Annotated in this window: 22 protein-coding genes, 1 tRNA gene and 1 pseudogene; 7 read left to right on the top strand and 17 right to left on the bottom strand. The window is 66.3% G+C overall.

The window, feature by feature from the left end:
• Nucleotides 1–6: 6 nt before the first annotated feature.
• Nucleotides 7–1,311 carry a nucleoside permease nupX gene (locus tag OXF11_06500; GenBank protein MCY4486753.1) on the bottom strand — a complete coding sequence of 435 codons (1,305 nt, stop codon included), beginning with the start codon at nucleotides 1,309–1,311 and terminating at the stop codon, nucleotides 7–9.
• Between the two features lie 198 nt (nucleotides 1,312–1,509).
• Between OXF11_06500 and OXF11_06495 the strand changes: the two genes are divergently transcribed.
• Complete coding sequence (locus tag OXF11_06495) at nucleotides 1,510–2,589, top strand: amidohydrolase family protein (protein ID MCY4486752.1); 1,080 nt, start codon at nucleotides 1,510–1,512, stop codon at nucleotides 2,587–2,589.
• A 55-nt stretch (nucleotides 2,590–2,644) separates the two neighbouring features.
• Here the strand turns inward: OXF11_06495 and OXF11_06490 are convergent, their stop codons facing one another.
• The 4 genes from OXF11_06490 to OXF11_06475 all read right to left on the bottom strand — a co-directional run bounded on the left by OXF11_06490 (nucleotide 2,645) and on the right by OXF11_06475 (nucleotide 5,306).
• Nucleotides 2,645–2,908: a hypothetical protein gene (locus tag OXF11_06490; GenBank protein MCY4486751.1), complete on the bottom strand. Its 264-nt coding sequence runs from the start codon at nucleotides 2,906–2,908 to the stop codon at nucleotides 2,645–2,647.
• Nucleotides 2,909–3,209: 301 nt separating this feature from the next.
• Nucleotides 3,210–3,341, bottom strand: coding sequence for a hypothetical protein (locus OXF11_06485; protein MCY4486750.1), 132 nt, complete (start codon nucleotides 3,339–3,341; stop codon nucleotides 3,210–3,212).
• 54 nt (nucleotides 3,342–3,395) lie between these two features.
• On the bottom strand, nucleotides 3,396–4,199 hold the full coding sequence (locus OXF11_06480; protein MCY4486749.1) for a VOC family protein: 804 nt from the start codon (nucleotides 4,197–4,199) through the stop codon (nucleotides 3,396–3,398).
• Between the two features lie 171 nt (nucleotides 4,200–4,370).
• Nucleotides 4,371–5,306, bottom strand: a complete 936-nt coding sequence (locus OXF11_06475; GenBank protein ID MCY4486748.1) for an NADP-dependent oxidoreductase — start codon at nucleotides 5,304–5,306, stop codon at nucleotides 4,371–4,373.
• Nucleotides 5,307–5,561: 255 nt separating this feature from the next.
• Here OXF11_06475 and OXF11_06470 point away from each other — a divergent pair, with 255 nt between their 5' ends.
• Together OXF11_06470 and OXF11_06465 are read left to right on the top strand one after the other, a co-directional pair.
• Nucleotides 5,562–5,966, top strand: coding sequence for a hypothetical protein (locus OXF11_06470; protein ID MCY4486747.1), 405 nt, complete (start codon nucleotides 5,562–5,564; stop codon nucleotides 5,964–5,966).
• Entirely contained in the window at nucleotides 5,963–6,568 is a 606-nt protein-coding gene (locus tag OXF11_06465; GenBank protein MCY4486746.1) for a PIN domain-containing protein, read from the top strand. The genes OXF11_06470 and OXF11_06465 overlap by 4 nt, the downstream gene beginning before the upstream one ends.
• A 57-nt stretch (nucleotides 6,569–6,625) precedes the next feature.
• Here OXF11_06465 and OXF11_06460 read toward each other — a convergent pair whose 3' ends face one another.
• The 3 genes from OXF11_06460 to OXF11_06450 all read right to left on the bottom strand — a co-directional run bounded on the left by OXF11_06460 (nucleotide 6,626) and on the right by OXF11_06450 (nucleotide 10,091).
• Nucleotides 6,626–7,075: a VOC family protein gene (locus OXF11_06460; protein ID MCY4486745.1), complete on the bottom strand. Its 450-nt coding sequence runs from the start codon at nucleotides 7,073–7,075 to the stop codon at nucleotides 6,626–6,628.
• Between the two features lie 365 nt (nucleotides 7,076–7,440).
• Nucleotides 7,441–8,766: a hypothetical protein gene (locus tag OXF11_06455; protein MCY4486744.1), complete on the bottom strand. Its 1,326-nt coding sequence runs from the start codon at nucleotides 8,764–8,766 to the stop codon at nucleotides 7,441–7,443.
• The gene (locus OXF11_06450) at nucleotides 8,763–10,091 is read right to left on the bottom strand and encodes a glycine/betaine/sarcosine/D-proline family reductase selenoprotein B (GenBank protein ID MCY4486743.1); all 1,329 of its coding nucleotides are present in this window, start codon (nucleotides 10,089–10,091) and stop codon (nucleotides 8,763–8,765) included. The genes OXF11_06455 and OXF11_06450 overlap by 4 nt, the downstream gene beginning before the upstream one ends.
• 494 nt (nucleotides 10,092–10,585) lie before the next feature.
• Between OXF11_06450 and OXF11_06445 the strand changes: the two genes are divergently transcribed.
• The gene (locus OXF11_06445; protein MCY4486742.1) at nucleotides 10,586–11,812 is read left to right on the top strand and encodes a hypothetical protein; all 1,227 of its coding nucleotides are present in this window, start codon (nucleotides 10,586–10,588) and stop codon (nucleotides 11,810–11,812) included.
• Between the two features lie 88 nt (nucleotides 11,813–11,900).
• On the opposite strand, the gene OXF11_06440 is transcribed toward OXF11_06445, so the two are convergent.
• A complete protein-coding gene (locus OXF11_06440) occupies nucleotides 11,901–12,080 on the bottom strand; it encodes a hypothetical protein (protein MCY4486741.1) in 180 nt (59 codons plus the stop codon).
• Between the two features lie 80 nt (nucleotides 12,081–12,160).
• Between OXF11_06440 and OXF11_06435 the strand changes: the two genes are divergently transcribed.
• Nucleotides 12,161–12,244 (top strand) — tRNA-Leu (locus tag OXF11_06435).
• Here OXF11_06435 and OXF11_06430 read toward each other — a convergent pair.
• From OXF11_06430 to OXF11_06415, 4 genes are all read right to left on the bottom strand, one after another.
• Nucleotides 12,245–14,179 (bottom strand): molybdopterin biosynthesis protein, encoded by a 1,935-nt coding sequence (locus OXF11_06430; protein ID MCY4486740.1) that lies wholly within the window; start codon nucleotides 14,177–14,179, stop codon nucleotides 12,245–12,247.
• A 24-nt stretch (nucleotides 14,180–14,203) separates the two neighbouring features.
• Nucleotides 14,204–15,457, bottom strand: coding sequence for a molybdopterin-binding protein (locus tag OXF11_06425; protein ID MCY4486739.1), 1,254 nt, complete (start codon nucleotides 15,455–15,457; stop codon nucleotides 14,204–14,206).
• 73 nt (nucleotides 15,458–15,530) lie between these two features.
• On the bottom strand, nucleotides 15,531–16,643 hold the full coding sequence (gene speY, locus OXF11_06420) for a deoxyhypusine synthase (protein ID MCY4486738.1): 1,113 nt from the start codon (nucleotides 16,641–16,643) through the stop codon (nucleotides 15,531–15,533).
• 66 nt (nucleotides 16,644–16,709) lie between these two features.
• A complete protein-coding gene (locus OXF11_06415; protein ID MCY4486737.1) occupies nucleotides 16,710–17,459 on the bottom strand; it encodes a VacJ family lipoprotein in 750 nt (249 codons plus the stop codon).
• Nucleotides 17,460–17,611: 152 nt separating this feature from the next.
• Here OXF11_06415 and coaBC point away from each other — a divergent pair, with 152 nt between their 5' ends.
• A complete protein-coding gene (gene coaBC / locus OXF11_06410; protein MCY4486736.1) occupies nucleotides 17,612–18,844 on the top strand; it encodes a bifunctional phosphopantothenoylcysteine decarboxylase/phosphopantothenate--cysteine ligase CoaBC in 1,233 nt (410 codons plus the stop codon).
• A 48-nt stretch (nucleotides 18,845–18,892) separates the two neighbouring features.
• Here coaBC and nbaC read toward each other — a convergent pair whose 3' ends face one another.
• Together nbaC and OXF11_06400 are read right to left on the bottom strand one after the other, a co-directional pair.
• On the bottom strand, nucleotides 18,893–19,435 hold the full coding sequence (gene nbaC, locus OXF11_06405; GenBank protein ID MCY4486735.1) for a 3-hydroxyanthranilate 3,4-dioxygenase: 543 nt from the start codon (nucleotides 19,433–19,435) through the stop codon (nucleotides 18,893–18,895).
• Nucleotides 19,436–19,508: 73 nt separating this feature from the next.
• Nucleotides 19,509–20,339: an NAD(P)-dependent oxidoreductase gene (locus tag OXF11_06400; protein MCY4486734.1), complete on the bottom strand. Its 831-nt coding sequence runs from the start codon at nucleotides 20,337–20,339 to the stop codon at nucleotides 19,509–19,511.
• 355 nt (nucleotides 20,340–20,694) lie between these two features.
• On the opposite strand from OXF11_06400, the gene OXF11_06395 reads away from it, so the two are divergent.
• Nucleotides 20,695–21,249, top strand: coding sequence for an Arm DNA-binding domain-containing protein (locus OXF11_06395; protein ID MCY4486733.1), 555 nt, complete (start codon nucleotides 20,695–20,697; stop codon nucleotides 21,247–21,249).
• 67 nt (nucleotides 21,250–21,316) lie between these two features.
• Here OXF11_06395 and OXF11_06390 read toward each other — a convergent pair.
• Both OXF11_06390 and OXF11_06385 read right to left on the bottom strand, forming a co-directional pair.
• Nucleotides 21,317–21,870 (bottom strand): annotated as a pseudogene (locus OXF11_06390) (IS5 family transposase).
• Between the two features lie 594 nt (nucleotides 21,871–22,464).
• Nucleotides 22,465–22,669: helix-turn-helix domain-containing protein (locus tag OXF11_06385; GenBank protein MCY4486732.1), on the bottom strand; the 205-nt coding region annotated here is incomplete at its 5' end.

Below are 22,669 nucleotides of genomic sequence, written 5' to 3'. Positions count from 1 at the left end.
TCCGTTTCATACGCCCAGCAGCCCTTGCTGCCCGTAGTAGTAGAAGCCCGCGACCGCGCCGGTCATGAGGGTCGCGAGGGTGGCGCCCACCAGGGCGCGGATGCCCACGGCGGACAGGTCGCCGCGGCGCGCCGGCGCCAGGGCGCCGATGCCGCCGATGAAAATGCCAAGCGAGGCGACGTGGGCGAAGCCGCACAGGGTATACGACAGGACCAGGATGCCGCGGGGCGAGATCGCGCCCTCGGCTCCGAGCCTGCCCAGTTCCTGGTAGGCGACGACCTCGGTGAGGATGGCGCGCCCGCCGAGCAGGCGGCCGGCGGCCGTGAGATCGCTCTCCGCAAGGCCCAGGAGCCACGCCAGCGGCGTGAAGATCCAGCCGAGGATGCGCCGCAGGTCCACGGGTCCGGCGAGGATGTCGCTCAACGGCGCGGTCACCTTGAGCAGGCCGTAGTCGACGAGGGCGACGAAGCCCAGGATGGCCACGAGCAGGGTGCCGATGCCCGCCGCCAGCTTGAGGCCTTCCCAGGAGCCGTCCATCAGCGCGGCCATGGTGTTCTGCTTGCGCCCGCTCTCGGCCATGGGCGGCACGCCTCCGAGCGTGTCCGGTGTCTCCGTTTCGGGCAAGATCAGCTTGGACACCAGCGCCGCGGCCGGGATGGACATGAGCGAGGCGGACACGAGGTGTCCGGCGATGAGCGGGAAGCTGTCCTTCAGGAACAGCACGTAGAGCGCCAGGGTGGTGGACGCCACCGTGGCCATGCCGCAGGTGACGAGCGTGAGCAGCTCGGAGCGGGTCATGCGGTCGAGATAGGGGCGCACCGTCATGGCCGACTCGACGCCGATGAAGATGTTGGAGGAGCCCGCCAGCGACTCCGCGCCGGAGAGCCCCATGGTGCGGTGAAAGAGGATTGCGAAAAGCTTCACCACCGGTTGCAGGATGCGCAGGTGATAGAGCGCCGCCATGAGCGAGGCGAAGAACACCACCGCCGGGAACACCTGCGCCGCCAGGATGAAGCCGATGGACGCCGACCCGCCCGCGGTGGTCTCGCCCGGGTTGAGCGCCAGCGGGCCGAAGAGGAAGCGCGCGCCCTCGTTGCCCGCCCGCAGAATCGTGATGACGGTGTCGTTGATCCATATGAGGGCCGTGTGGGTCCACGGGATCCAGAAGACCGCCGCGCCCAGCACCAGCATCAGGCCGCCGGCCGTGAGCACCGTACGCCAGGGGAGGGGTCTCCGGAAGCCGCCCGCCGCCCAGGCCAGGAAGGCCAATGCGATCAGGCCCCCGAGGGAGCCGAGGTTGAGCCAGCTCATGGCTTCAACCGTTTAGCGCGACGTGACCGGGCGCGCAAGATTCGGACCACGCGACGTGAGACGCGATCCGCATGACGTTTGTTGACAAGCTCCCATGGGGCGGGTTAATACCCGAATCATCCGGCGCGACACGGTTCAACAGATCGGCGCCGCGTTCCTTGCGCACAACCTTACACAAGAGCCGACCAGGAGGTTCCCATGGCGAACAAATATCAGATCATCGACGGCGACGGGCACGTGGTGGAGGACATGGAGGCCATCACCAGCCGCTTTCCTCGGGAAGTGCAGGAGCAGATGCGCTGGTCCAACCCGTTCCCGCCGCTGGACCACTTGCATTCGGCCAACGCGCACAAGCTCCCGGAGGGCTCGTTTCAGCAGGTGGGTTACGACGGCTGGGTGGAGTTCCTGGAGGACGTGGGCATTGACCGGACCGTGCTCTATCCCACGGTGGGACTTTCCTACGGCAAGGTGGTGGCCCAGGACTGGGCCATCGACTTGGCGCGCGCCTACAACGACTGGATCGCCGAGAACTACGTACAGAAGAGCCCGCGCTTCCAGGCGGTGGCCCTGATACCGCTGCAGGAGCCGGCGGAGGCGGTGAAGGAACTGCGCCGGGCGGTGGAGGAGCTGGGCATGTGCGGCGCCATGCTGCCGTCGACCGGCATCCAGTTGCACCTCGGCCACAAGTACTACTGGCCCATCTACGAGGAGGCGAACCGCCTCGGCTGCTGCCTCGGCATCCACGGCGGCGCGCACGAGAACCTCGGCATGGACGACCTGCATCCGTACGCTCCGGTGCACGCCCTCGGCCATCCGTTCGGGCAGATGATCTCCATGGGCGGCATCGTCTTCAACGGCATCTTCGACCGCTACCCCAACGTGCGCATCGGCTTCCTGGAAGGCGGCGTGGCGTGGCTGCTGATGTGCCTGGAACGCTTCGACCGTTCCTACGAGACCCACATCCAGCACGATCCCCGGAGCGAGTTCCTGCAGCTTCGGGACGGCGAGGCGGTGAGCGATTACGTGAAGCGGCACATCGACGAGGGCCGGATCTTCGTAGGCTGCGAGGGCCACGAGCCCGACCTGGCCCATGCCATCCGCACGATTGGGAACAAGCCGTGGGTCTACTCCTCGGACTTCCCCCACGAGGTCAACAACGAGTTCTGCAAGGAAGAGCTGGGCGAGGTGATGGACAGCGATGAGTTGAGCGAGGATGACAAGGCCGCGGTGTTGGCGCGCAACGCGGAACGCTTCTACAACCTGCCGTCGGGGCTCTAGCAATCCGACAGGACACTCGCGCCGCACGGATCGGGAGGGGAGGGGATTCCCGGGTTCATTGACTCTGGAGAATCTTCTCCAACTCCTTCCGTTCCCCCTCCGTTATCCCGTCTCCGCCCTGGCCGCTCCGAGCGTTTTCCGCCGGCCGGCGTGAGAAGTCGATCCCCTCGAACCGGAAACTCACGAGATTGACGATCTCGTGCCGGTAGAGCCATCCCAGCATCACCGCCAGGATGATCACCGGGATCAGCAGCCATCCGCGCCGTCCCTGGGGCTTCCGCTTGCGCGTGGGCGGTCGTTTTCTGTTCGCTTTAGCCATCCGGCGGACGTTCCTTCCGGGTCCGTGACCTGCAACCGTTGCGGTTACCAAGCGCGAGGGCCTGCGAACGGGTCGTCCGCGTCCCTCAACTCCAGCTCGAAATCAGCAGCGGCTCGGGCCACAACACGTGCAATAACTCATCGAATACCAGATAGAGGTAGCCTTCGGCCAACGCGCCCAGGAGAAGCGCGACGCGCCAGCGGGCGCCGTAGGCGAAGGCGTAGCCCGCGGTGAAGAGCGGCAGGGTGACGTGGAAGCCACCGCTTGAACGCGAAATGGCGCTGGCGCCTCTTTCCGTGATTCAGCGTTCGGGCACCTTGTATATTTTGCGCAGGCTCGATGCGCAATGCCACTTGTCGATAGTGGAAGGCCCCATCTGCGATTGGTACGCCGCCATGGCGAGCTTGCTGATCTTCTTGTCCTTCAGCAGCAATGGGAAGATGGGTAGGTTCTTGTATGAGGAACGATGGCTGATACCTGGTTCGCGTCAGTGCTCGCTGATGTCGATCATCACGCCGTCGGGATCCGCGAGCTGATACTCGCCGAACTTGCACTTGGCGAACAGCGCGAGCCGCGCTTCCGCCTCCGGTCCCGCGCCCACCGGGCCGGGGCTCAGGTAGGGGTTGCGCTTGGACAGTGCCTCAAGCCGGTCCTTGACCGCCTGCACGCTCTCCACCTTGAAGCCGATGTGGTCCAGCGCCGGGCGCTCGATGCCGGCGCCGGCGTAGTCGGAGATCTTCCACGGCGAGATGATCAGCGTGACCCGTCCGTCCGTCAGGTAGCAGTTGGGATCGTCCGCGGGCTTCTCGGTTTCCACCAGGTCGAAAATGTCCCGGTAGAACTGCGCCACCCGCTCCGGTTCCACCGCGCGCAGCACGAAGTGCTTGACGTAGCGGTCGGCCTCGTGCTGGCCGTCGACGTACACGTCGGTGCGGTTCTCCATCCCTTCCTGGGAAAGGTCGAACACGTTCCCCGCGGGGTCATGCGTGCTCAGGCCGGCGAACGGGCGGTTGCTCGGCCGCTTGAGAATGTGCACCTCCGGATACTTCTCGCCCATGCGCGCGGCTACCCCCTCGACGTCGTCCACCTCGAAGCCGAAGTGGTCGAAGCCGCCCTGGCGTCCGGGCCGGCGCGGGTTGATGTTGATGCCCACGTAGCCGTCGCTCACCACCGATGCGCTCTCGATGCGTGCGCGCTCGGCGGTCTTCATGCCGAACACCGCTTGGTAGAACTTCTCCTCGATGGCGTAGTTCTCGCTCACGATGGCCAGATGCTTGATTCGTGTCGCCATGACGACGTCCCTCCCTTTGGCGAAATTACTGTTCTGCCGTTGTGCGATGCAGGCACCAAAATGCGACCATGCACCAAAGCCCCGGCGCACGCAAGGGCGAGGCGAGAGCCGCGAAGCCACCCCAAAACGGACCCAATGGCCTCGTGCGGCAATGATCACGTCCGAATCGCGTCACCCCGTCCGCAGGACCAGTTTGCCCCGCGCGTGCCCGGTCTTGCTTACCTCGTGCGCCTTGCGCACCTCGTCCAGCGCGAACGCCGCATCGACGTGCACCTGGAGTCGCCCCTCCGCCGCCAAGGCGGCGATGGCCAGGAGCTGTGCCGCATCGGCGTGGACCGACACGTGCTGCGCACGCACGCCGCGGGCCGCGGCTTCCTCCGCGCGGGGACGCCCGCGAATCGAAGCGAGCACGCCGCCACGCCGGATAACCGGCCAAGAGCGCTCCTGGACCTCACCGCCGACACCGTCCAGCACGACGTCCACGCCGGACACCGCCTCCTCGAAGCGCGTCGCGTTGTAGTCGATGACGTCATCCACGCCCAACTCACGCAGGAATGCCTCGTTGCGCGCCGACGCCGTGCCGACCACGTGCGCGCCCTTCCACATGGCCAACTGGATCGCGATGTGGCCGACGCCACCCGCCGCCGCGTGAATCAGCACTTTCTGTCCGGCCTGGACGTCCGCTATGTCGAATAGCGCCTGCCACGCGGTCAGCGCCGCCAGCGGCAACCCCGCCGCCTGCGCATCGTCCATTGTGTCGGGCTTGGCGACCAGTTCCGCGCTCGGCGCGGCCACGTATTCGGCGTAGCCGCCGCCACGCCAGGGCCAGCGCACCATGCCGCACACCGCGTCTCCGACCCGGAAGTCCGCGATGTCCGCCCCCAGCGCCTCCACCACACCCGAGACGTCCCACCCCGGAATAAACGGGAACGGGTCGTCGAGCCGCGACGCCACGCCCTCGCCCGCGCAGGTCTTCCAGTCCACCGGGTTGATGCCCGCGGCGTGTATTCGTACGAGCACCTCCCCGGCCCCGGGCTCCGGCCGCGGTGCGGCCTCGACCCGCAGGCTGTCGAGCCCCCCAAACTCATGTATCCGTACGGCTTTCATACGATCTCACTAGCTCAGGGGGCTCGGCTTTGCCAACGCGAGGGGGTGAGTGCAGCGTGTTTGCCTGGGAGGACGGCGCCGGCAGACCGTCAGCTCCGATGGCGAACCCCGGATGCCGACCATCAGCCGAGGCGTGTTGACAACTCCGCGCATCCGGGACCATACTTTCATGCAACACTCATTGATCGGTGCAGGCTTATGTTCACTACCGCGGATTTCGCATTATACGACCATAGTGGCCGGTTGGCTGCGGTCGTGGAGTTGAAGAACAAGCTCGGAACTTCACGGGAATGGGCAGCCCAAACGCGACGAAACATCCTCGCGCACGGCGGCCCATACAACGCTGATTTCTTTTTGCTCATCACGCCAGACCGTCTGTATCTTTGGAAGGGCACTGAGGCGGACACGGGTCAAGTGGTTCTGCCGACCCTTGAAACGGACACGCGGCAAGAACTTGCTCCCTATTTCGAGAGCGCCAAGGTGGACCCCCTGCAAGTGACCAGTCACGCCTTCGAATTGCTCGTAGCGGCATGGCTAGGTGATATCATTCGGCCAGTAAGGAACACTGACAGATATCCCGACGACCATGGCTGGCTCGCCGAGTCGGGGTTTCGCACCGCCATACAGGGTGGTCGCGTCGAGTATGAAGCGGTGGCGTGAACGTCTACGTCGAGTCCAACTTTGTGCTTGAACTCGCCCTGATACAGGAGCAATACGCTAGTTGTGAGGAAATTCTGCAGCTTTGCGAAGCGAGTCGCATACGGCTTGTCATACCGGCCTATTCTCTGGCGGAACCCTACGAAACACTTACTCGGCGCCACAAACAACGGCGACGAATGAAGCAAGAGCTGGATGCCGAATTCCGTCAGCTTTCTCGGACTGCATCACTCTCAGAACAGCTCGCCGGGTTCAGGGATCTCACAACGCTACTGATCAGCGCTGCGCAGCAAGAATCCCAGCGTCTTGAGAGCGTGCGCTCTCGGCTCATTGACGTGGCCGAGGTTGTGCCGCTTGGTACATCCGTGTTGGCTGCCGCAACGCAGTATCAGCGTACGCATGGCTTGTCGGCGCAGGATGCGATAGTCTACTCATCCGTTCTTACTCACCTCAAGCGAGTTCATGCATCGGAGAATTGCTTCCTGAACCGAAACGCCACGGACTTCGACGATCAGAACGTCGTCGAGGAGCTCGCCGGTCACAACTGTCAGCTTTTTCTTCAATTCGATGCTGGCTGTTCGTTCATTCGCGGCGCGTTGAGGTGATGGTGCGCTTCTCTCTCCGTCGCGCTTCGTCGATGACTATCTCGGCGACGCGCCCCCTCAAGCTTGATGAGTGTCCCAATCGAACATGCGCCGCTGCCGGCGCCCGTTGAAGTTGATTACCTCCAACAGAAGGCCGTCGGGGTCGGAGAAGAAGGTTGCGTAGTAGTCTGGTGAGTACTGCGTGTAGGCTTGCGGCTCGGTGGCGTCGATGCCGACCGCGCGGAGCTCTTGGCAAGCCCGGTCCACGGCCTCTTCGTCCACCACGCGGAAGCACAGGTGTGACGGTGCGCCCTGACTCGCGCCCGGCTCCACCGAAGCGCTGTCCCGCGCCACGATCCAGTACGTCAGGTGCCGGTTGTCGTAGCGCGCCCGCGGCGACACCTTGTCGGAAGCTCTGCCCTTGCGGAAGCCCAGAACCGGCATGACCTTGTCGTAGAACGCCTCGGCCGCGGCCAGATCCCGAACAGGGATGAAGATGTGGTCGATACAGATGACTTCAACGGGCATGGTATTTCCCTCGTGCGTTCCCTACGTCATACCCGCGGCACAGGGTGTGTCGAGACTCCGCTGGGCTACGAAACGGCACCACGACCCCAAGTCGTCATTCCCGCGGAAGCGGGAATCCAGGGGTGGCGGGGCACTACAGGGGCGTTCCCCCACCACCCTCGCATGGATTCCCGCCCCCGATCGGGGTCGAGGGCAAGCTTCCGCGGGAATGACGACCCGAGGGGTTGGCGCCAGTTCTTGCCTGGGCGACGTTTTGATACAGCCTGTTCCGCGGGAATGACGAGTCGGGGTGGTCGCGCCATCTCTCATCCGAGCCGAGTCTCGATACAGCCCGTTCCGCCGAAATGACGTCCCGACGTTTCCGCTCAGTGCGCCCGGCACGTCCAGTCGCGGCCGCCCCACAGGTCGGTGGCGCCGATGATGGCGTCGGTGGCGTCCAGCGTGATGGTGTCCAGGGCCGAAACCACGGGGGCGCCGGGATAGTTGAGCACCTGGAGTTCCTGGTACGCGCCGGCCACCCGGTCGGCGGGCGGCAGCTCCAGGATGCGGTCGCGGCTGCCGGTGCTCACCACCGCGTCGGCGTGGGTGTCGTAGAAGAGCAGCGGTGAGTCCGTGCCCTCCTGGCCACCGTATTCATACGTGACCAGCACCGTCCGGACGCCTTGCTCCTCGCACGCGCGTACCGTCAGCATCACTTCCAGGAAGGCGTTGCCCGAACCGAGCCAGGTGATGAGGGCGGCTTCCGCTCCCAGCGCGCGCGCCACCTGCGATGCGTTGTGTGCCGCCACTTCCTTCTCGCGGAAGGCCTCGAAGCGGATGCGCTGCAGGATCACGCCGGCGAAATCGACCCGCTTGCCGTGTTCCCGGGACAGGCGCATGGCCAGCGGCTGGTTCTGCCAGTCCCAGGTGGTGGGGTAGTAGGCGATGGTCTTCAGCGTGTTGCCGGTGACCGCGCCGTCCATCATCTCGTTGGGGTGCACCACGGTGGCCAGGGACTCGCGCACCGGCAGCCCGTAGTACCCGAGGCCGGACGGCAGATGCTCCGACTCGGTGATGCAGCCCACGATCACCACGGCCTTGGGCAAGTTTGCATGGCCGTGCGCCGCGCCGAACGTTTCGACGGTGGCGGGTTCGGCCGCGGCCGTGGCCTCTGCGAGCCTCTGCGCCACCCGGTACTCGGCGGCCTGGATCACCTGGTGCGCCTCGGCCTCGATCAGGTCCGGCGGCAGCCGCAGGTTCAGCACCAGACTCGGAACACCGCTGAAGCCCGAGAGGTCGGCCCCAGGCCCCCACATGTCCAGGATGGCGCTTCGCTGCGCGGTGGTGCCGGTGCGGATGGTGCCCTCGTAGGCGGCGGTGGTGATGAGGGTCATGCCCGAGAGCCGATGGGTGCGGCCGCGCCCCACAGGCACCACCGGACTGGTGATGCCCGGAAACACCTGCGCGTCGCCGCCCACCTTGACCCTGGGTTCCACCACGTCGCGGATGCCGGTGACCCGTATCCGCTCGCCCGGACGCACGATGTCGAGCCCGACCTCGAGGATCCGGGGATCCCGCGAAGCCAGTTCCACCAGCTCCGCTTCCGCCACCTCCAGCGTGCCGCCGGCGTATTGCAGGGTCCCGCCGAAGCGGAGATCCCGAACCGGGAACTCCGCCAGCTCCAGCGGTGTGGCGTGCCGGGCGCCGCTCATGAGGCGGTTTCCGGCGTGAACACGGTGCTCTCCTCCACCTCTTCCTCGAGGGCCTTGAGCGCGGTCTCGACGATGGACTTGCGCAGCTTCTCGTCGACCTCGGGCGGCAGGGTCGGGTCGCCGCACGGATGGGGGATCTTGACGCCCTTGACGATGCGGCTGGCGCCCACCTGCTCCGCCAGCGGGAACATGGCGCTGATCATCGACACGGGAACTCCGGCACGGTCCAATTCTTTACTGATCACAGCTCCGCTGCGACTGCAGGTTCCTCACGTGCTCACCAACAGCGCGGCATCCACGCTGTTGGCCTTGAGCTCCGCGGCGATCTCCTCGCCCATCCGCTGCATGGCTGCGGGTGAGCCCTGGTTGCCGGGGACGACGTAGTAGGCGGGGTAGAGGTCCTCGTACTTGCCCTCCTGCTGGAGCTCCCGCAGGGCGTCCAGGGGAACGCCGTAGAGCGGGTTGGCGTTCATGTTGGCCACGTTGTAGCCGCCGTGCACCGCTTCCCACGTGCCCGGCTCCATGGTCTTCAGCTCCGCCACCGGATACTTGCGCCAGAACGTGTTGCGGAAGGTCTTGAAGCCGTCCGGGTTGCCCCACGGCACCACGCCGCTGGTGGTGACCAGCGCGATCTTGGCCTTGCCCACCTGCTTGATCGCGGCGGCCGGCGTCACCCGGTCCCATGTCTGCATGGGGATCTCGGTGGCGAAGGGCTTCCCTTCGATCTTGTCCAACAGCATGTCCAGCGCCCGGTCCGCGCCGGTCCGCCCGCTGCGCTCCTGGAAGCGGATCCCCCGCGACAGGTAGCCCTCGTCCTCGGCAGCGCCCACGGGTTCGTCCTGGAGCCGCCGGAGAACGAAACGGGCGAGTTCCTCCAGCGCCTTGCCCATGCCCGCCGCCGTCTCCGTGGTGGGCAACAGGAACAGCCGCGCGTCGTGGTACTCGCGGTATGCGTCCACCGCCGGGTTGTCCTCGTGCATGGCCGTCACGCACACGCGCTCCAGTTCGGCCGCGACCATGTGGCCGATCTCGACGCAGGCGAGGCCATAGCGCCCGGCGTTGAACGCGGGTCCGAGCACCACGACGTCCGCCTCGGCCGCCGCGATCTCCCGCAGAAGCGCCGCCCGCGCCTCCTCCGGCTGTTCGTGGAAGTGGTTGTCGCCGAAGTAGATGGTGGGCGCCACCTCCGCCCGACCCTCCAGCAGCCGCTGCAGGCCGCGCGACGGCCCCGCGAGGGTGTCGAGGGTGCCGGCGGCGACGTCCGCCTTCTCCTCCCCGCCGATACCGGCGAAGAACTGGTTCACGACGTGTGCCACGCGCTTCATGTTCGCCTCCTTGCCATTGACCCATTGGCTGACTGGGCCTCACGGCTCACGGTAGCGAAGAGGGGTACGCCGCGCAAGAGCGCGTCCGGCGCGTTTTGACACGTCTTGATCGTCGCCCTATAAGGGAAACCCCTTTGAGGTCGCGGCGTGTGTCCGTGGCAATGAGGCCGGGGTCCGCATTGAGTCGCCGTTTTGTTGGAAGGAAGGGTTTGCCGCGCAAAACCATGAAGCGGCGCCGGACCATATCCATGGCCGTGGTCGCCGGGTTCGTTGCGGTCCTGTCTGTTGGCGAGGGCTTGGGGCCACGCGCCGCGGGAGGTGAATCGCCGCCGACTCCGACAGGGCCCACGGCCCCGTCCGCCGTCCCGCCGAGACGCGTTCCCGCGTTGCCGCTGCAACGCCCGTCGGATGCGCTGAACCCTCCCACCATCCATGATGGCGTGTCATTGCACGTGAACCCGGGCGTTGTACCCGCGCCGGGATCCCTGGCCGTCGTGGGCGAGCATGGAAACGTCCGGCTGGCGTACGGCCGTGTCGCCGACGGCGTGGGCGCGCGCAAGCTGATCGAATATCTATCGATCGAAGCCGAGGAGACTTCCGGCATCCGCAAGCCGCGCCGAGCGAGGATGACCGTCCGGGTGGTCGAAGGAGCGACCTCCGAGTTGGTCGATCAGACGGTACGCGCGGTGCAGTGGATCAACGCGGCACTGCCGCGGGAACACCGGTTGCGGTTCGACGACGTTCTCGTCCCGATGGAGGCGGCCGAAGGCTTCGGCACGTTGGAGTGCGAGAGTGTCCCGTGCGAACGGCCTGCCGTACCCAACGGGGAGATCTTCGTCCGATTCGCGCCCGCGGAAGTATGGTTGGGGGCCGAACGCGCGGCGAAGACCCCGCATGTTTCGGGACAGGGCGAGTTCGACGGCTGGGTCTTGAGACGCGCCACGGGTGAGCCGCGTCGCTCCCATTGGACGGGCCAAGTGTGGGTGGACCCCGCGCGCGCCACCGGCGAAGGCCGTCTTCACGTCCTGGTGCACGAGATGCTGCACGTGCTCGGGCGCCAGCACGCCGACCCGGATCGGTTCCCCCGATCGGTCATGCGTCCGGTGTACGGACCGGTGAGGCCGGGCGAGATACTCGATCCGCTGGACCGCGAGGTCCTTCTCGCCGTCCACGGAAGGCTCGCGCCCGGCGCGACGCCCGGCGACATCGCCCGCGCCCTGGAGTCCTGGGAGGACACCTCGACGCACGTCCTGGGCGAGTTCGACGCGGCGGGCGCGATGGTGGCATTCGGCGTCGGGCTCCGGAACGGCTTGGCCCGGCCATGGGTTCGCGGTCCCGCGGCGCGCGCCGACCTGGCGAGAGCCCCATCCCGATCGGGGAGTCTCGCTTGGTCCGGTCGCGTCCTTGGGTTCACGCCGGACGGCGCGACTGTCGCCGGTGTGGCCGACCTCACGATTCGATTCGACACGCGCGCCGGTACGCTCCGGCTGACGGCGATGGAGTCCTGGTCCGGCGGGCAGCCGCCCGGGCCAATGGGTAGCGGTACGCACTGGGGCGAGGGCGACCTGGTTTACGATGTCGTCCTACGAGGAAACAGCCTCGTTCGCGCCGGCGGCGACGCCGGCCGGATCACCGCCGGTTTCTTCGGCGACTCCCACGAGGGTGTGGCCGGGGTGATTGAACGCAATGACCTCACGGCAAGCTTCGGTGGCGAGCGCTGAGGCGGCTCCGCGGAGGGGAGGCGGACAAGGTCCGTGAGTTCAACTACCGCGAGCATCACCTGCCGGGGCCGCGGCGGCAGCCGTACGGCTATTCTCCCAGGAAGTCGCCGACGAGCCGGTTGAACCGGTCCGCCTGGTCCCAAAAGGCCCAGTGGCCGCAGTGGTTGAAGACGTGAAGTTCCGCGTCCGGAAGGGCATCGAACAGTAGTACCCCCCTTTCCAGCGCCACGCCCCGGTCCGTGCTCCCGCTGGTGCTTCCGGCGTTCATCGGCGGCAGGAGTCGTAGGCGTCGGGTCGGGCAGGGTTTGGTTGACGAAAAAAGGGCGCTAAGTTATGGAAACGGCTTGCGCCGGGATGGTGGAATGGGTAGACACGCGGGACTTAAAATTCCGCGGGCGCAAGCCCGTGCCGGTTCAAGTCCGGCTCCCGGCACTACCGCTGCTGGTAGAGGATCTCCCCCGTGGCGGAGCAGTCGTAGCCGCCGAGGGACTCCATCGCTTCCCTGAACTCCTGCGATCCAAGCACCGCCAGCAGCGTGGCCCCCGCCTGGGATTCGTGGAATGACCGCAGTAGCAGCAGATCGTACTGCTCGTCGCCCACCGGGATGAAGTCCAGCCCGAGGGCCTCGGCCGCGGAGAGGATTCCCAGGCCGGTGTCCGCGAGGCCGCTGGCCACGGCCACCGCCACCGCCATGTGTGTGAACTCTTCGTGCTCGTACCCCTGGACCGCGGCCGGGTCCACGCCGAGCCGCGCCAGTTCGAAATCCAGCAGCACTCGGGTGCCCGAGCCGGGCTGGCGGTTGACGAAGTGGAGGTCCCGTCGACCCAGGTCGGCGATGCCCGACAGTCCATTGGGATTGCCGCGCGGCACGAGCAGTCCCTGACGCCGCTTGACGCAGTGCACGAGCACGACGGGCGCCTTGGGCAACACCCGCCGTATGTCCGGGACGTTGTAGGCACCGGTGTCGGGGTCCAGCAGGTGGGTGCCGGCCATGTGGGTCTCGCCGCGGCGAATCGCGTGCAGGCCGCCCAGGCTGCCGACGTTGGCGTCGGCGATCTTGAGGCGCGGGTCCCGGCGCTTGAGCTGGTCCTCCAGCACGCTGATGGAGAGGTCGTGGCTGCCGGTGCACAGGATGGTGTGCTCCACCTCGTCCGGCGAGCGCAGCAACTCCACGTCGACTTCCTCGCCGGCGTTGATCCCTTCCACCATTCCCGGTATGCGCAGGAATCCGTCGGCGCGCACCATGGTGCTGATGACCCCGGCGCCGCGCGCCAGCGGCACGGCCACGAGGCGTTCCTCCACCCGGCCCAGGGTCACGCGGACGAACTCCTCCAGGCCCAGCCGCGACGGAATCTTGCGCGGCGCCACGGCGCGGACCTTCGGAGGGGATGAGGCGCCCGCGGCCAGCAGCCGTGCGAGCGCGGGCTGGAGGATCTCTCGCGCGATGACGATGGCCGATACAGGATAACCGGGAATGCCGATGACGGGCTTGCCCGCGGCGACCCCCAGCACGGCCGGCTTTCCGGGCATGACTTCGATGCCGTGCACCAGAAGCTCGCCCGCGTCGTCGATGACCTCCGCGGTGAAGTCGTGCGCGCCGGCGGAGGAGCCGGCGATGAGCGCTACGAGGTGATGATCCTTCAACGCTTCGTCCAGGGCGTGTTTCAGGAGCGCGGGGTCGTCCGCGACAGGGGGAAGGGTCACCGGGGTGCCGCCGGACTCCGTCACCATGGCTCCCAGGACCGTGGAGTTGAAATCGATGATCTCGCCCGGCCGCGCCGAATCTCCCGGTTGCGTGATCTCGTCGCCCGTGGGGATGAGGGCCACCCGCGGGCGCGCCTTGACCCGCACCGTGGTATGGCCCGCCGCCAGGATGGCGCCAAGGTCGTAGGGCCGCAGCCGGTGGTTGCGCGGCAGCAGCAGCTCGGTGGCCACGACGTCCTCACCCACCAGGCGTACGTTCTGCCACGGGGTCGCCGCCTGATCGATGGACACGGCGGCGACGTCGGTCTCGCGCACGTTCTCGATCATGATCACCGCGTTGGCCCAGGACGGCAACGGCTGGCCGGTGTCCAGGTAGGCGAACCGGCCTTGCGGGTCTCCCTCGTCCGCGAGCAGCCGCAACTCCCGCGGCGTGAACTCCGTGGCTCCGAAGGTGTCTTCCGCGCGCACGCAGATGCCGTCCATGGCCGAGCCGTGGTAGTGCGGCGAGGACATCTTCGCGAAAACCGGCTCGGCGGTGACCCGGTGGAGGGCGTCGGCCACCGCCACCGTCTCGGCCTCCAGCAGGGTTGGGTCGACGCGGCTCAGGAAGAGAGAGCGCGCCTCCTCCAGCGGGGTCTTCTTGAGGTACCGTTTTCGCGCCATCGGTTGCCAACGCTTCTTATCGTATCAGAAAAGCAGTACCTCCACCTCCTCGCCCTGCTCCAGTCCCTCGCGGTTGAGGTCGATGCGCACCATGCCGTCGGCCTTGACCAGGGTGAAGATGGCGCCGGACTTGCTGGGCAGCGGTAGGGCGTACACCGTTTCGCCGCGGCTCGCGAGGGTGACGCGTACGTAATCCTCGCGGCCGGTCTGCGACGAAACGTTGGTGTCCATCACCGCCCGAACCGTGTTCCGTCCCGTGTGCGCGGCGGGCGTGCTCTCGCCGGACAGCGCGCGGATCAGCGGCGCGGCGAACAGGTCGAATATCACCAGCGCGGACACCGGGTAGCCGGGAAGTCCCAGTACGGACTTCCCCGCGGCGTGGGCATAGATGGTGGGTTTGCCCGGGCTTACGGAGATGCCGTGAAAGAAGATCAGCGAATCCGGCAACGATTGAATGACCTCCACCGCCATGTCCCGCGTGCCCATGGAACTGCCGCCCGAGAGCAGCACCAGGTCGCCCCAGCCAAGGCCTTCGGTCAGCGCGGCCCGCAACGCCGCCGGTTCGTCGGGCACCACGCCGAGATCGTTCATCGTGGCGCCGCACTCCGCGATGAGGCCGGCCAGCGAGTGCTGGTTGATGTTGCGCACCTGTCCGGGCCGGGGCTCCCGGTCCACCCCGACGATCTCGTCGCCCGTGGAGATGAGGGTCACCCGCGGTTTGCGGTACACCGGCACCGACGCGATGCCGATGCCGGTGAGCGCCCCGAGGTCATGGGCGCGCAGCCGCCTTCCGCGCGCGAACACGGGATCGCCCTTGCGGATGTCGTCGCCCACCTGGATGACGTTGAGCCAGGGGGAGGCGGCCCTGTGGATCTCCACGGACCCGTCGCCGGTCTCCTCGGTGTGCTCCACCATGACTACGGCGTCGCTCCCGGGTGGAAGCATGCCGCCGGTGGAGATGCGCACGGCCGCGCGCGCGCCCAGGCGGCGCGTGGCCTCCTCTCCCATCTCCACGGTTCCCGCGAGCCTGAGGTAGGCGGGCAGGGCGGGACTGGCGCCGAAGGTATCCCGCGCCATGACCGCGTAGCCGTCCATGCCGGCCCGGTTGAAGTGGGGGAGATCCACTTGCGAGTAGAGGTCTTCGGCCAGCACGCGGCCGCGCGCCTCGGTGGTGGGGACAGCCTCCGCTTCGACGGGGTCGACCTGGCACAATGCCGCCAACGCCTCCGCCGGCGTCACCACCCTGAAAAATGCCTTGTGAGCATTTGTCGTGGTCATTTTTCCAAACTCGGCGGGGCTGCCTCGGGCCCCGAGGCCTGAGGCATGCTCATGGCGAGTTGCGCGCCATGAATCAGCGCTGCGCCAGCGGCACGTTGCCGAACTTCTCGCGGATCTCGCCGGCGATGTGCTCCAGCGCCTCCTCCCGTGTGTCGTAGAGGCGCTTCAGCTTGCGCGGCGCGTGCTTGTTGATGGCGTAGGCGGTCATCAGCGGGACGGCGATGGTGCTGTCGACGTAGCAGACCACGGAGTCCGGCAGTTGGTCCGGGTCCACCTTGCCCCAGCTCACCGCCTCGGCCGGCGTCGCCCCGGAGAGGCCGCCGGTGTCGACGCGCGCGTCGGTGACCTGGATGAAGTAGTCGAAGCCCTTTTCCTCCAGCCCCAACACCTCCTGGATGTGCGGCTCGGTCTGGAGCAGGAAGTTCTTGGGCGAGCCGCCGCCGAGGATGACCGCGGCGCTGCGTCCGCCGCGCCGCTTGGCCTCGAGCACCAGGGCGGCGGATTCGTTGACGTCGCGCGACACGTCGAAGCGCAGGCCGTTGCCCTTGAGTGCGAGGGCGGCGACGTTCATGCCGATGGAGCTGTCCCCGGGCGAGGAGGTGTATACCGGCACGCCGCTCCGGTAGGCGGCGGCCAAGAGCGAGCGCCGCTCCAGCCCCAGGATCTTCTCGCGCTCGTCGAGATAGCGGCCCACGCGGTAATGCATCTCCGCGGTCCCCATCTCCTTCTGGAACTCGGGCGCCTTGAGGATCTCGCGGAAGAAGTCGTCGGTGGAGATGAGCACGTCGTAGTCGAAGAAGATGTCGTAGATGCGCACGACGCCTTGTTCCCGCAGGTCCACGTCGTCGGCCTCGAAGGTGCCCCGGTGCATGGACAGGCCGATGGCGAAGTGGGTGTCGTGATAGAGGTTCGCGCCGGTGCTGACGATCCAGTCGACGAAGCCGTGCTCGATGAGCGGGATGAAGGCGGTCATGCCGAGCCCCGCCGGCGTCAGCGCCCCGGTGATGCTGAGTCCCACGGTCACGTCGTCCGCGAGGATCTTCTCGGTGAAGAGCTGACAGGCCTCTCGCAGACGCCCGCTGTTGTAGGAGACGAAGTTGTCGTCGATGAGATCGACGATGCTCGTGCCGGCGTCGATGGGCTTGGGGTCGATCTTCCGCCCCGAAAGGAGGGATGGCTTGCTCATGGCTTCATCGCAGAGTTTTCGTCAGCTCGGTCGTGCCGCCGTGACGGCACCCTACGGGACACGACACTAGTACCCCGCTTCGCGCGCTGCCTGGAGCTTGCCCTGCCGGATTTGCAGGTATGCGTTCCGCGCCGAGCTGTAGGGGTCGATGCTGCGTTCCAGCTCCTCGAACACCTTGTTGTTGAGGGCGCGATTGTTCACGATGTCAACGCCCCGGACGGACAGGGGCACATAGTAGGGAGCGAAATATCCCAGAGGATTCATCAACGAGTCCGCCGCCATGCCTACGCCGTCCCGGAACGTGGTGGGAGGCAGAAGCGGCAAGACGAGATAGGCGCCGTGGCTGATCCCGTATACGCCCAACGTGATGCCCATGTCCTGATCGCTGGGTTCCAGGCCCAGTTTGGTGGCCATGTCGAAGATGCCGGCGATGCCCACGGTGCTGTTGATGAGGAACCGGGCCAGCTCCCGGCTGGCGCTGACCGGTCTGCCTTGAAGGGTATTGTTGACGACCTTCCGAACCACGTCGAGGTTGTTGATGGCCCTGCGGACGCCGTCCTGTGCGGGCGTGGGCAGGATGCTGCCATAGGTCAGCGCAACGGGCTTCAACACGAAATGGTCGAAAGCGCTGTTGAACGCGAACATCTTCTCGTTGAACCATTCGATCCGGTCGTAGTGCTGGTCGCGCGTGCTCAATTCCTTGACAGCGGGCGCGTCCTCCTGGCCGGCGGCGGATCCTCCCTGAGAAGCCGCGGGTTGGGCCAGGCTCAGTTGGAGAAGAAGGAGCAAGAGAAGGGGGAAATGCAGTTTTCGCATGAGTGTATGGAGTCGCCGAGGTTCCCCAAGAATACCACTGAGGCCTTTGAAAGCAACCCGCGGTACGAACGTCCGGCGGTTTGTAAACGACCTATTGATGGGATACCTTGTTTTCTGGTTTGAGTGCGACACGACGAGGGGAAGACGAGACCGTGGAGAAGCCGAACATCGTGCTGGGCGTTACCGGGGGCATCGCCTGCTACAAGGCGCTGGAACTGGTCCGTCTGCTGGTGCAGGATTCCTGCACCGTCCGGGTCGTCATGACTCGGGGGGCCGCCGAGTTCGTCACGCCGCTGAGCTTCCAGACCCTCTCGGGCGCCCCCGTGGCCACGGACCTCTTCAGCCTGACCCAGGAATCCGAGATCGGCCACATCAACCTGGCGGACAGCGCCGACCTGATGGTGATCGCTCCCGCCACCGCCAACATCGTCGGCAAGCTCGCCGCGGGCATCGCCGACGACCTCCTCACCACCGTGGTCCTTGCCACCCAGGCGCCCGTGCTGGTGGTGCCGTCGATGAACGTGCACATGCTGGCGCACCCCTTGGTTCAGGCCAATCTGGCGAAGCTGCGCGACGCAGGCTACCATGTCTTGGAGTCCGCCTCCGGCTCGCTGGCGTGCGGCTACGAGGGCAAGGGCCGGCTTCCGGAGCCCCCGGCCATCGTCGAGGAGATCCGTGCGCTGCTCCGGCCCAAGGACCTTTCGGGCGAGCACATCCTGATCACCGCGGGCCCGAGCCGGGAGCCTCTGGACCCGGTGCGCTACCTCTCCAACCGCTCGTCGGGGAAGATGGGTTACGCGCTGGCCCGGGCCGCGGCCCGACGCGGCGCCCAGGTGACGCTGGTAAGCGGCCCCACGGCGCTGGCTCCGCCCACCGGCGTGAAGACCGTGCCGGTGGTCACGGCCGAAGAGATGCATCAGGCCGTGTTGGCGGAGTTCGAAACCACCACCGCGGTCTTTATGGCGGCGGCGGTGGCCGACTACCGGCCGCGGGCGACATCGGCCCGGAAGATGAAGCGCGGTGACGGCTCCCTGAGCGTGGAGTTCGTCCCCAATCCGGATATCGTGGCCGAGCTGGCCGCTCGCAAGCGTCACCAAGTGGTAGTGGGTTTTGCCGCCGAGACCGAGTCCCTGATGGACAACGCCCGCGCCAAGCTGGACAAGAAGAATCTCGATCTGCTGGTGGCCAACGACGTGACCCAGGAGGGCAGCGGTTTCGACGTGGACACCAACGTGGTCACGCTGCTCGACCGCGACGGCAGCGCCACCCCGCTCCCGCTCATGAGCAAGGACGCCGTCGCCGACCGCATCTACGACTGGTACCTCCAGTACAAGAAACAAACCCCGCGGCGCATCAAGAGCTCGTCCCGACGCCGTACGGCGTGAAGCGAGGACACGCTTGCCGTTGTTCCCACGCCGACGGGAACTCCAAGGCTACCCCTTCCAAACGAACGCCGGCCCTTCGCTGCGTACCGCGGCCTCGGTCTCGCCGCAGCGCGTGCAGCGGCGCAGGGACTCGTCGGCGGCCATGGCCGCATAAGCCCGTTGCACCGAGTCCGCCGGGTCGTTGAAGTGTACGGTGGTCTCGTAGAGGGTGTGGGTGCAGTTGCCGCACACCCAGATAAAGTGGTCGTCCTCGCCGGGTTGGCGCACCCGTTCCACCACGAGGGTCCAGGAGCCGTCGCGCCGGCGCGGCGAATGAGGCACAAAGCGCGGCAGCAGGAACATCTCGCCTTCCTGGAGCACCGCGACCTCGGGTTGGTGGTCCGCGGTCAGGTAGTGAAGGTTCAGCTCGCCCTCGAGCTGGTAGAACATCTCGTCGCCCGGATTGATGTGGAAGTCGGTTCGGTCATTGGGACCGCGGGTAACGAAGATGATGAAGTCCGAGTCTTCCCAGATCACCCGGCGCCGGCCCCAGTCGCCCCGGTTCTCGTCGATCCATTGCTTGAGATTGAAGCGGGTGAGGTGTGGGAACATGTGGTCTCCTTTCAGGGACGGGGGTCTCTATCGTCGGGTCCGCGGCCGCTGCTGAACCCGAGAGACTCCCGCGTCAGCGCCACGAATGCCGCGGCTTCCATCCGAGGATCTCTTTCGCCTTGGCGTTGGTGAAGACGCTCTCCGCTCCGGTGAGCGCGCTCGCGCGGTCGCCGATGGCGGGGTTGATGCGCGGCAGAACGTTGCACAGGGGCTCCGTCACGGTGCTGTCGTCGGCCACCACGAACATCACCGTGCCGCCGGCCACGGGCCGCTCCACCGCCAGCCGGAAGGCCACGGCCAGGTCGCGCACGTCGATGTAGCTGTACTCGCGCCACTCGCCGGCCTCGCGCCCGCCGGCGCGGCGGATCTCCTCCAGCGCCTCCGGGGTCACCACGCCGCTGGGACGGATCACCACCGTCTCCACGCCCTTGCGCGCGTAGGAGTGGGCGATGGTCTCGCCTACCTGCTTCGACAGGCCGTAGGCGTCGATGGGCCGGCACGGGTGCTCCTCGTCGATGGGCAGGTAGTCGGGCATGAACGCCCCTTCGCTGTAGGCCCATCCCACGGCGGCGTTGCTGCTGGTGGAGACCACCCGCGGGATGCCCAGCCGGAACGCCGCGTGGTGCGCGTTGAACGTGCCGGTCACGTTGGTCTCGAAGACCACGCCGGTGGGGGCGACGTGGGGATTGTGGATCGCGGCCAAGTGGATGATGGCGTCGGACCCCGCGGCCGCTTCCATCATCTGGCCCAGGTCCTGCACCTCGCCCACCAGGTACCTGGCGCCGCCACCGTCCCGCGGCCCGGGCAGGCGGTCCAGCACCGTCACTTCGTGCCCGCCGCGCAACAACTCGTCCACGACGTGCTCGCCGACCTTGCCCAAGCCCCCGGTCACCAAAGTTCTCACGTTGAACCTCCTGAACGCGTTTCCGTGCGGGATACGGTGCCCCGATGTCGTCCCGGCCACGCCGCCTCTTGCCGCCGAGTGCCGCCTCCGCCAAGGTGGTAGCACCGGGCGGCGTTTCCCGTCAAGAAATGGCGAATTTTGCGGCAAACTGCTTTGACAGCCGTGTTGGGAGACGATAAAAGCAGGGAACTTCCGTTTGCGGGGGTGTCAGACACGGGTCCGGGATGGGCCAGGGAGGCAGGATGCAGAGCTTGGTGCGTCTCGACTTGCCCATTCGTACCGATCGTTTCAGCCCTGTGCACGGTGAGCACCTGTCGCGGGACCGTACGGGCTCCGGTATATCAAATAGTTATGAGTGATTCCCGAGGTCGTTACATCGTCGGCGTCGACATCGGCGGCACTCTGGGACGACAAGCTTCCGGGCTTTGGCGTCAGGGTCTATCCGTCGGGGTCGAAGATCTATGTCGTGCAGACGCGGATGAAGGGGCGGTCGCGGCGGGTGACGATCGGGCGCCACGGAGTGATCTCCGCGGACCGGGCGCGGCGTCAGGCGGCCGAGACCATCGCCCGCATCAAGAGCGGCGGGGAGCCGACGCAGACGGCTCCGGGTGCGCTGACCGTGGCCGAGCTGGCCGCGCGCTATCTCGAGGAGCACGTCGAGGTGCGGTGCAAGCCGAACACCCGGAAGATGTACAAGAGCGTCGTGGAGCGCTTCATCCTGCCCCCTACGGTCATGTTGCGGTGGAGGAGGTGGAGCAGCAGCACATCTCGAAGCTGTATCTGGACCTGCGCGACATTCCGTATCAGGCGAACCGGGCGCTGGAGATCGGGTGCAAGCTGTTCAACCTGGCTTTTTCATGCCGGGAGATGGGCGGGTGGGCAGCCGGCAAACTATTGGCAAACAGTTTGATTCGAACGGGAGGGTCGGGCACGGAACCGGGGAGGGTGTGCCAGCGGCCGACTAGGGCCTGTTAACACTATCGTAGGGCCTCGATGATGAGCGAGAAGAGTATGAAGCCGAGGAAGATGACGTCGAGCTTCTCGAAGCGGGAGAAGATGCGCCGGAATCCCTTCAGACGACGAAACAACCATTCGATTTCATTGCGTCGCTTGTACATGTGGCGATCATACACCCATGGGTCGAGTCGCGTGGACAACGGCGGCACCACGGGAGTGAACCCTAGAGCCAGAGCCAACTGGCGCGTCTCGTTACCTTCGTACGCACGGTCCATGATCAGCGAGGGACTGTCATGCTGCTGACCAAGGCGATTCAGCCGCTTCCGTCCTTCTGGGGCGTCGTGGGCCTGTCCAGGGGAGAGAGCGAAGGTGATAGCCGTTCGAGCATCCGCGGCAACCATATGAATCTTGGTGGTCCAGCCTACTCGGGATTTGCCGATGGCTTGGGGGCGTTTTTTTTTGACGCCCCCGTCCCGTCGGGATGGACCTTGACGATGGTGCTGTCTATCGACACCGCCTCGATCTTGATGCGCACCATTTGCTCCCTTTGGAGTTGCTCGAAGACCTGGTCCAGAGGCGTAACTCTCCACGCACGCATCTCTGGTACCGGCTAAGCGGACAAACTGCCCGTGACAATTGGTACGCCGATACGATGTTCCTCCCGTTCACCGGCAACCCCGTAGCGATATGCTTCTGTCAACAGTCTGAACGCGTCGAACGCTCTCGACGCCTCTTAGTCACGTGCCCCACCGGGACGTACCCCTGCCCGCCGGAACCGAACCCGAACCTATCTCGGGCATCGACGCGAAGTACGCGCCCTAGGCCGGAATTCAGCAGCCGGGTTTTGCCTCCCCTCCACCGCTTCGGAACGCGCCTTGTTCGGAGCCCACTGCACGCTTGGCATTCATCATAGACGTATCCTAGCTTTTTGATAATGTTCACGCGCTGGAAGTTCTTGGAAGCGCCGTGTTCCTGCTAGAAGAGATTCGACGTTGCATCAAGAATCTTGTTGACGATAACAACGCCTGGAACGCGAAACGAAGCCGATTGACGAGCGAGGCCGAAATCGCGGGGTCCGACTTGCGGTATGAACGGGTCTCACCGCCGCCCTCGCCGGTTTCCCGCCGCTTGCCGTGCGCGCGGCCGGTCCCTGATTGCCGGCCGGCCCTCAGCCGTCGTCGGGCCTTGCCATGCGGTAACCGACGCCGCGCAGGTTGAATATCCAGGTCGGCTTCTGGGCGTCCTCGCCGAGCTTGGCGCGGAGCTTCTTGACCATGTTGCGCACCAGGTCGACGTTGCCCGCCTGCGCGCTCCACACCTGGCGCAGCAGGGCATCGAAGGTTACCGCCCGCCCCGCGTTGAGGGAGAGCACG

The organism is Deltaproteobacteria bacterium (assembly GCA_026712905.1).
GTDB lineage: Bacteria > Desulfobacterota > Binatia > UBA9968 > JAJDTQ01 > JAJDTQ01.
The sequence above is the reverse complement of the archived record's forward strand: the minus strand, read 5'-3'. Positions and strand labels throughout refer to the sequence as shown.

What these genes read in the sequence shown, in the direction of transcription:
- OXF11_06490 (MCY4486751.1), bottom strand. Translation starts at nt 2,908, where the DNA reads ATGGCTAAAGCGAACAGAAAACGACCGCCCACGCGCAAGCGGAAGCCC.
- nbaC (MCY4486735.1), bottom strand. Translation starts at nt 19,435, where the DNA reads ATGTTCCCACACCTCACCCGCTTCAATCTCAAGCAATGGATCGACGAG.
- OXF11_06500 (MCY4486753.1), bottom strand. Translation starts at nt 1,311, where the DNA reads ATGAGCTGGCTCAACCTCGGCTCCCTCGGGGGCCTGATCGCATTGGCC.
- OXF11_06425 (MCY4486739.1), bottom strand. Translation starts at nt 15,457, where the DNA reads ATGACCACGACAAATGCTCACAAGGCATTTTTCAGGGTGGTGACGCCG.
- OXF11_06430 (MCY4486740.1), bottom strand. Translation starts at nt 14,179, where the DNA reads ATGGCGCGAAAACGGTACCTCAAGAAGACCCCGCTGGAGGAGGCGCGC.
- OXF11_06415 (MCY4486737.1), bottom strand. Translation starts at nt 17,459, where the DNA reads ATGCGAAAACTGCATTTCCCCCTTCTCTTGCTCCTTCTTCTCCAACTG.
- speY (MCY4486738.1), bottom strand. Translation starts at nt 16,643, where the DNA reads ATGAGCAAGCCATCCCTCCTTTCGGGGCGGAAGATCGACCCCAAGCCC.
- OXF11_06475 (MCY4486748.1), bottom strand. Translation starts at nt 5,306, where the DNA reads ATGAAAGCCGTACGGATACATGAGTTTGGGGGGCTCGACAGCCTGCGG.
- OXF11_06455 (MCY4486744.1), bottom strand. Translation starts at nt 8,766, where the DNA reads ATGAGCGGCGCCCGGCACGCCACACCGCTGGAGCTGGCGGAGTTCCCG.
- OXF11_06480 (MCY4486749.1), bottom strand. Translation starts at nt 4,199, where the DNA reads ATGGCGACACGAATCAAGCATCTGGCCATCGTGAGCGAGAACTACGCC.
- OXF11_06460 (MCY4486745.1), bottom strand. Translation starts at nt 7,075, where the DNA reads ATGCCCGTTGAAGTCATCTGTATCGACCACATCTTCATCCCTGTTCGG.
- OXF11_06440 (MCY4486741.1), bottom strand. Translation starts at nt 12,080, where the DNA reads ATGAACGCCGGAAGCACCAGCGGGAGCACGGACCGGGGCGTGGCGCTG.
- OXF11_06495 (MCY4486752.1), top strand. Translation starts at nt 1,510, where the DNA reads ATGGCGAACAAATATCAGATCATCGACGGCGACGGGCACGTGGTGGAG.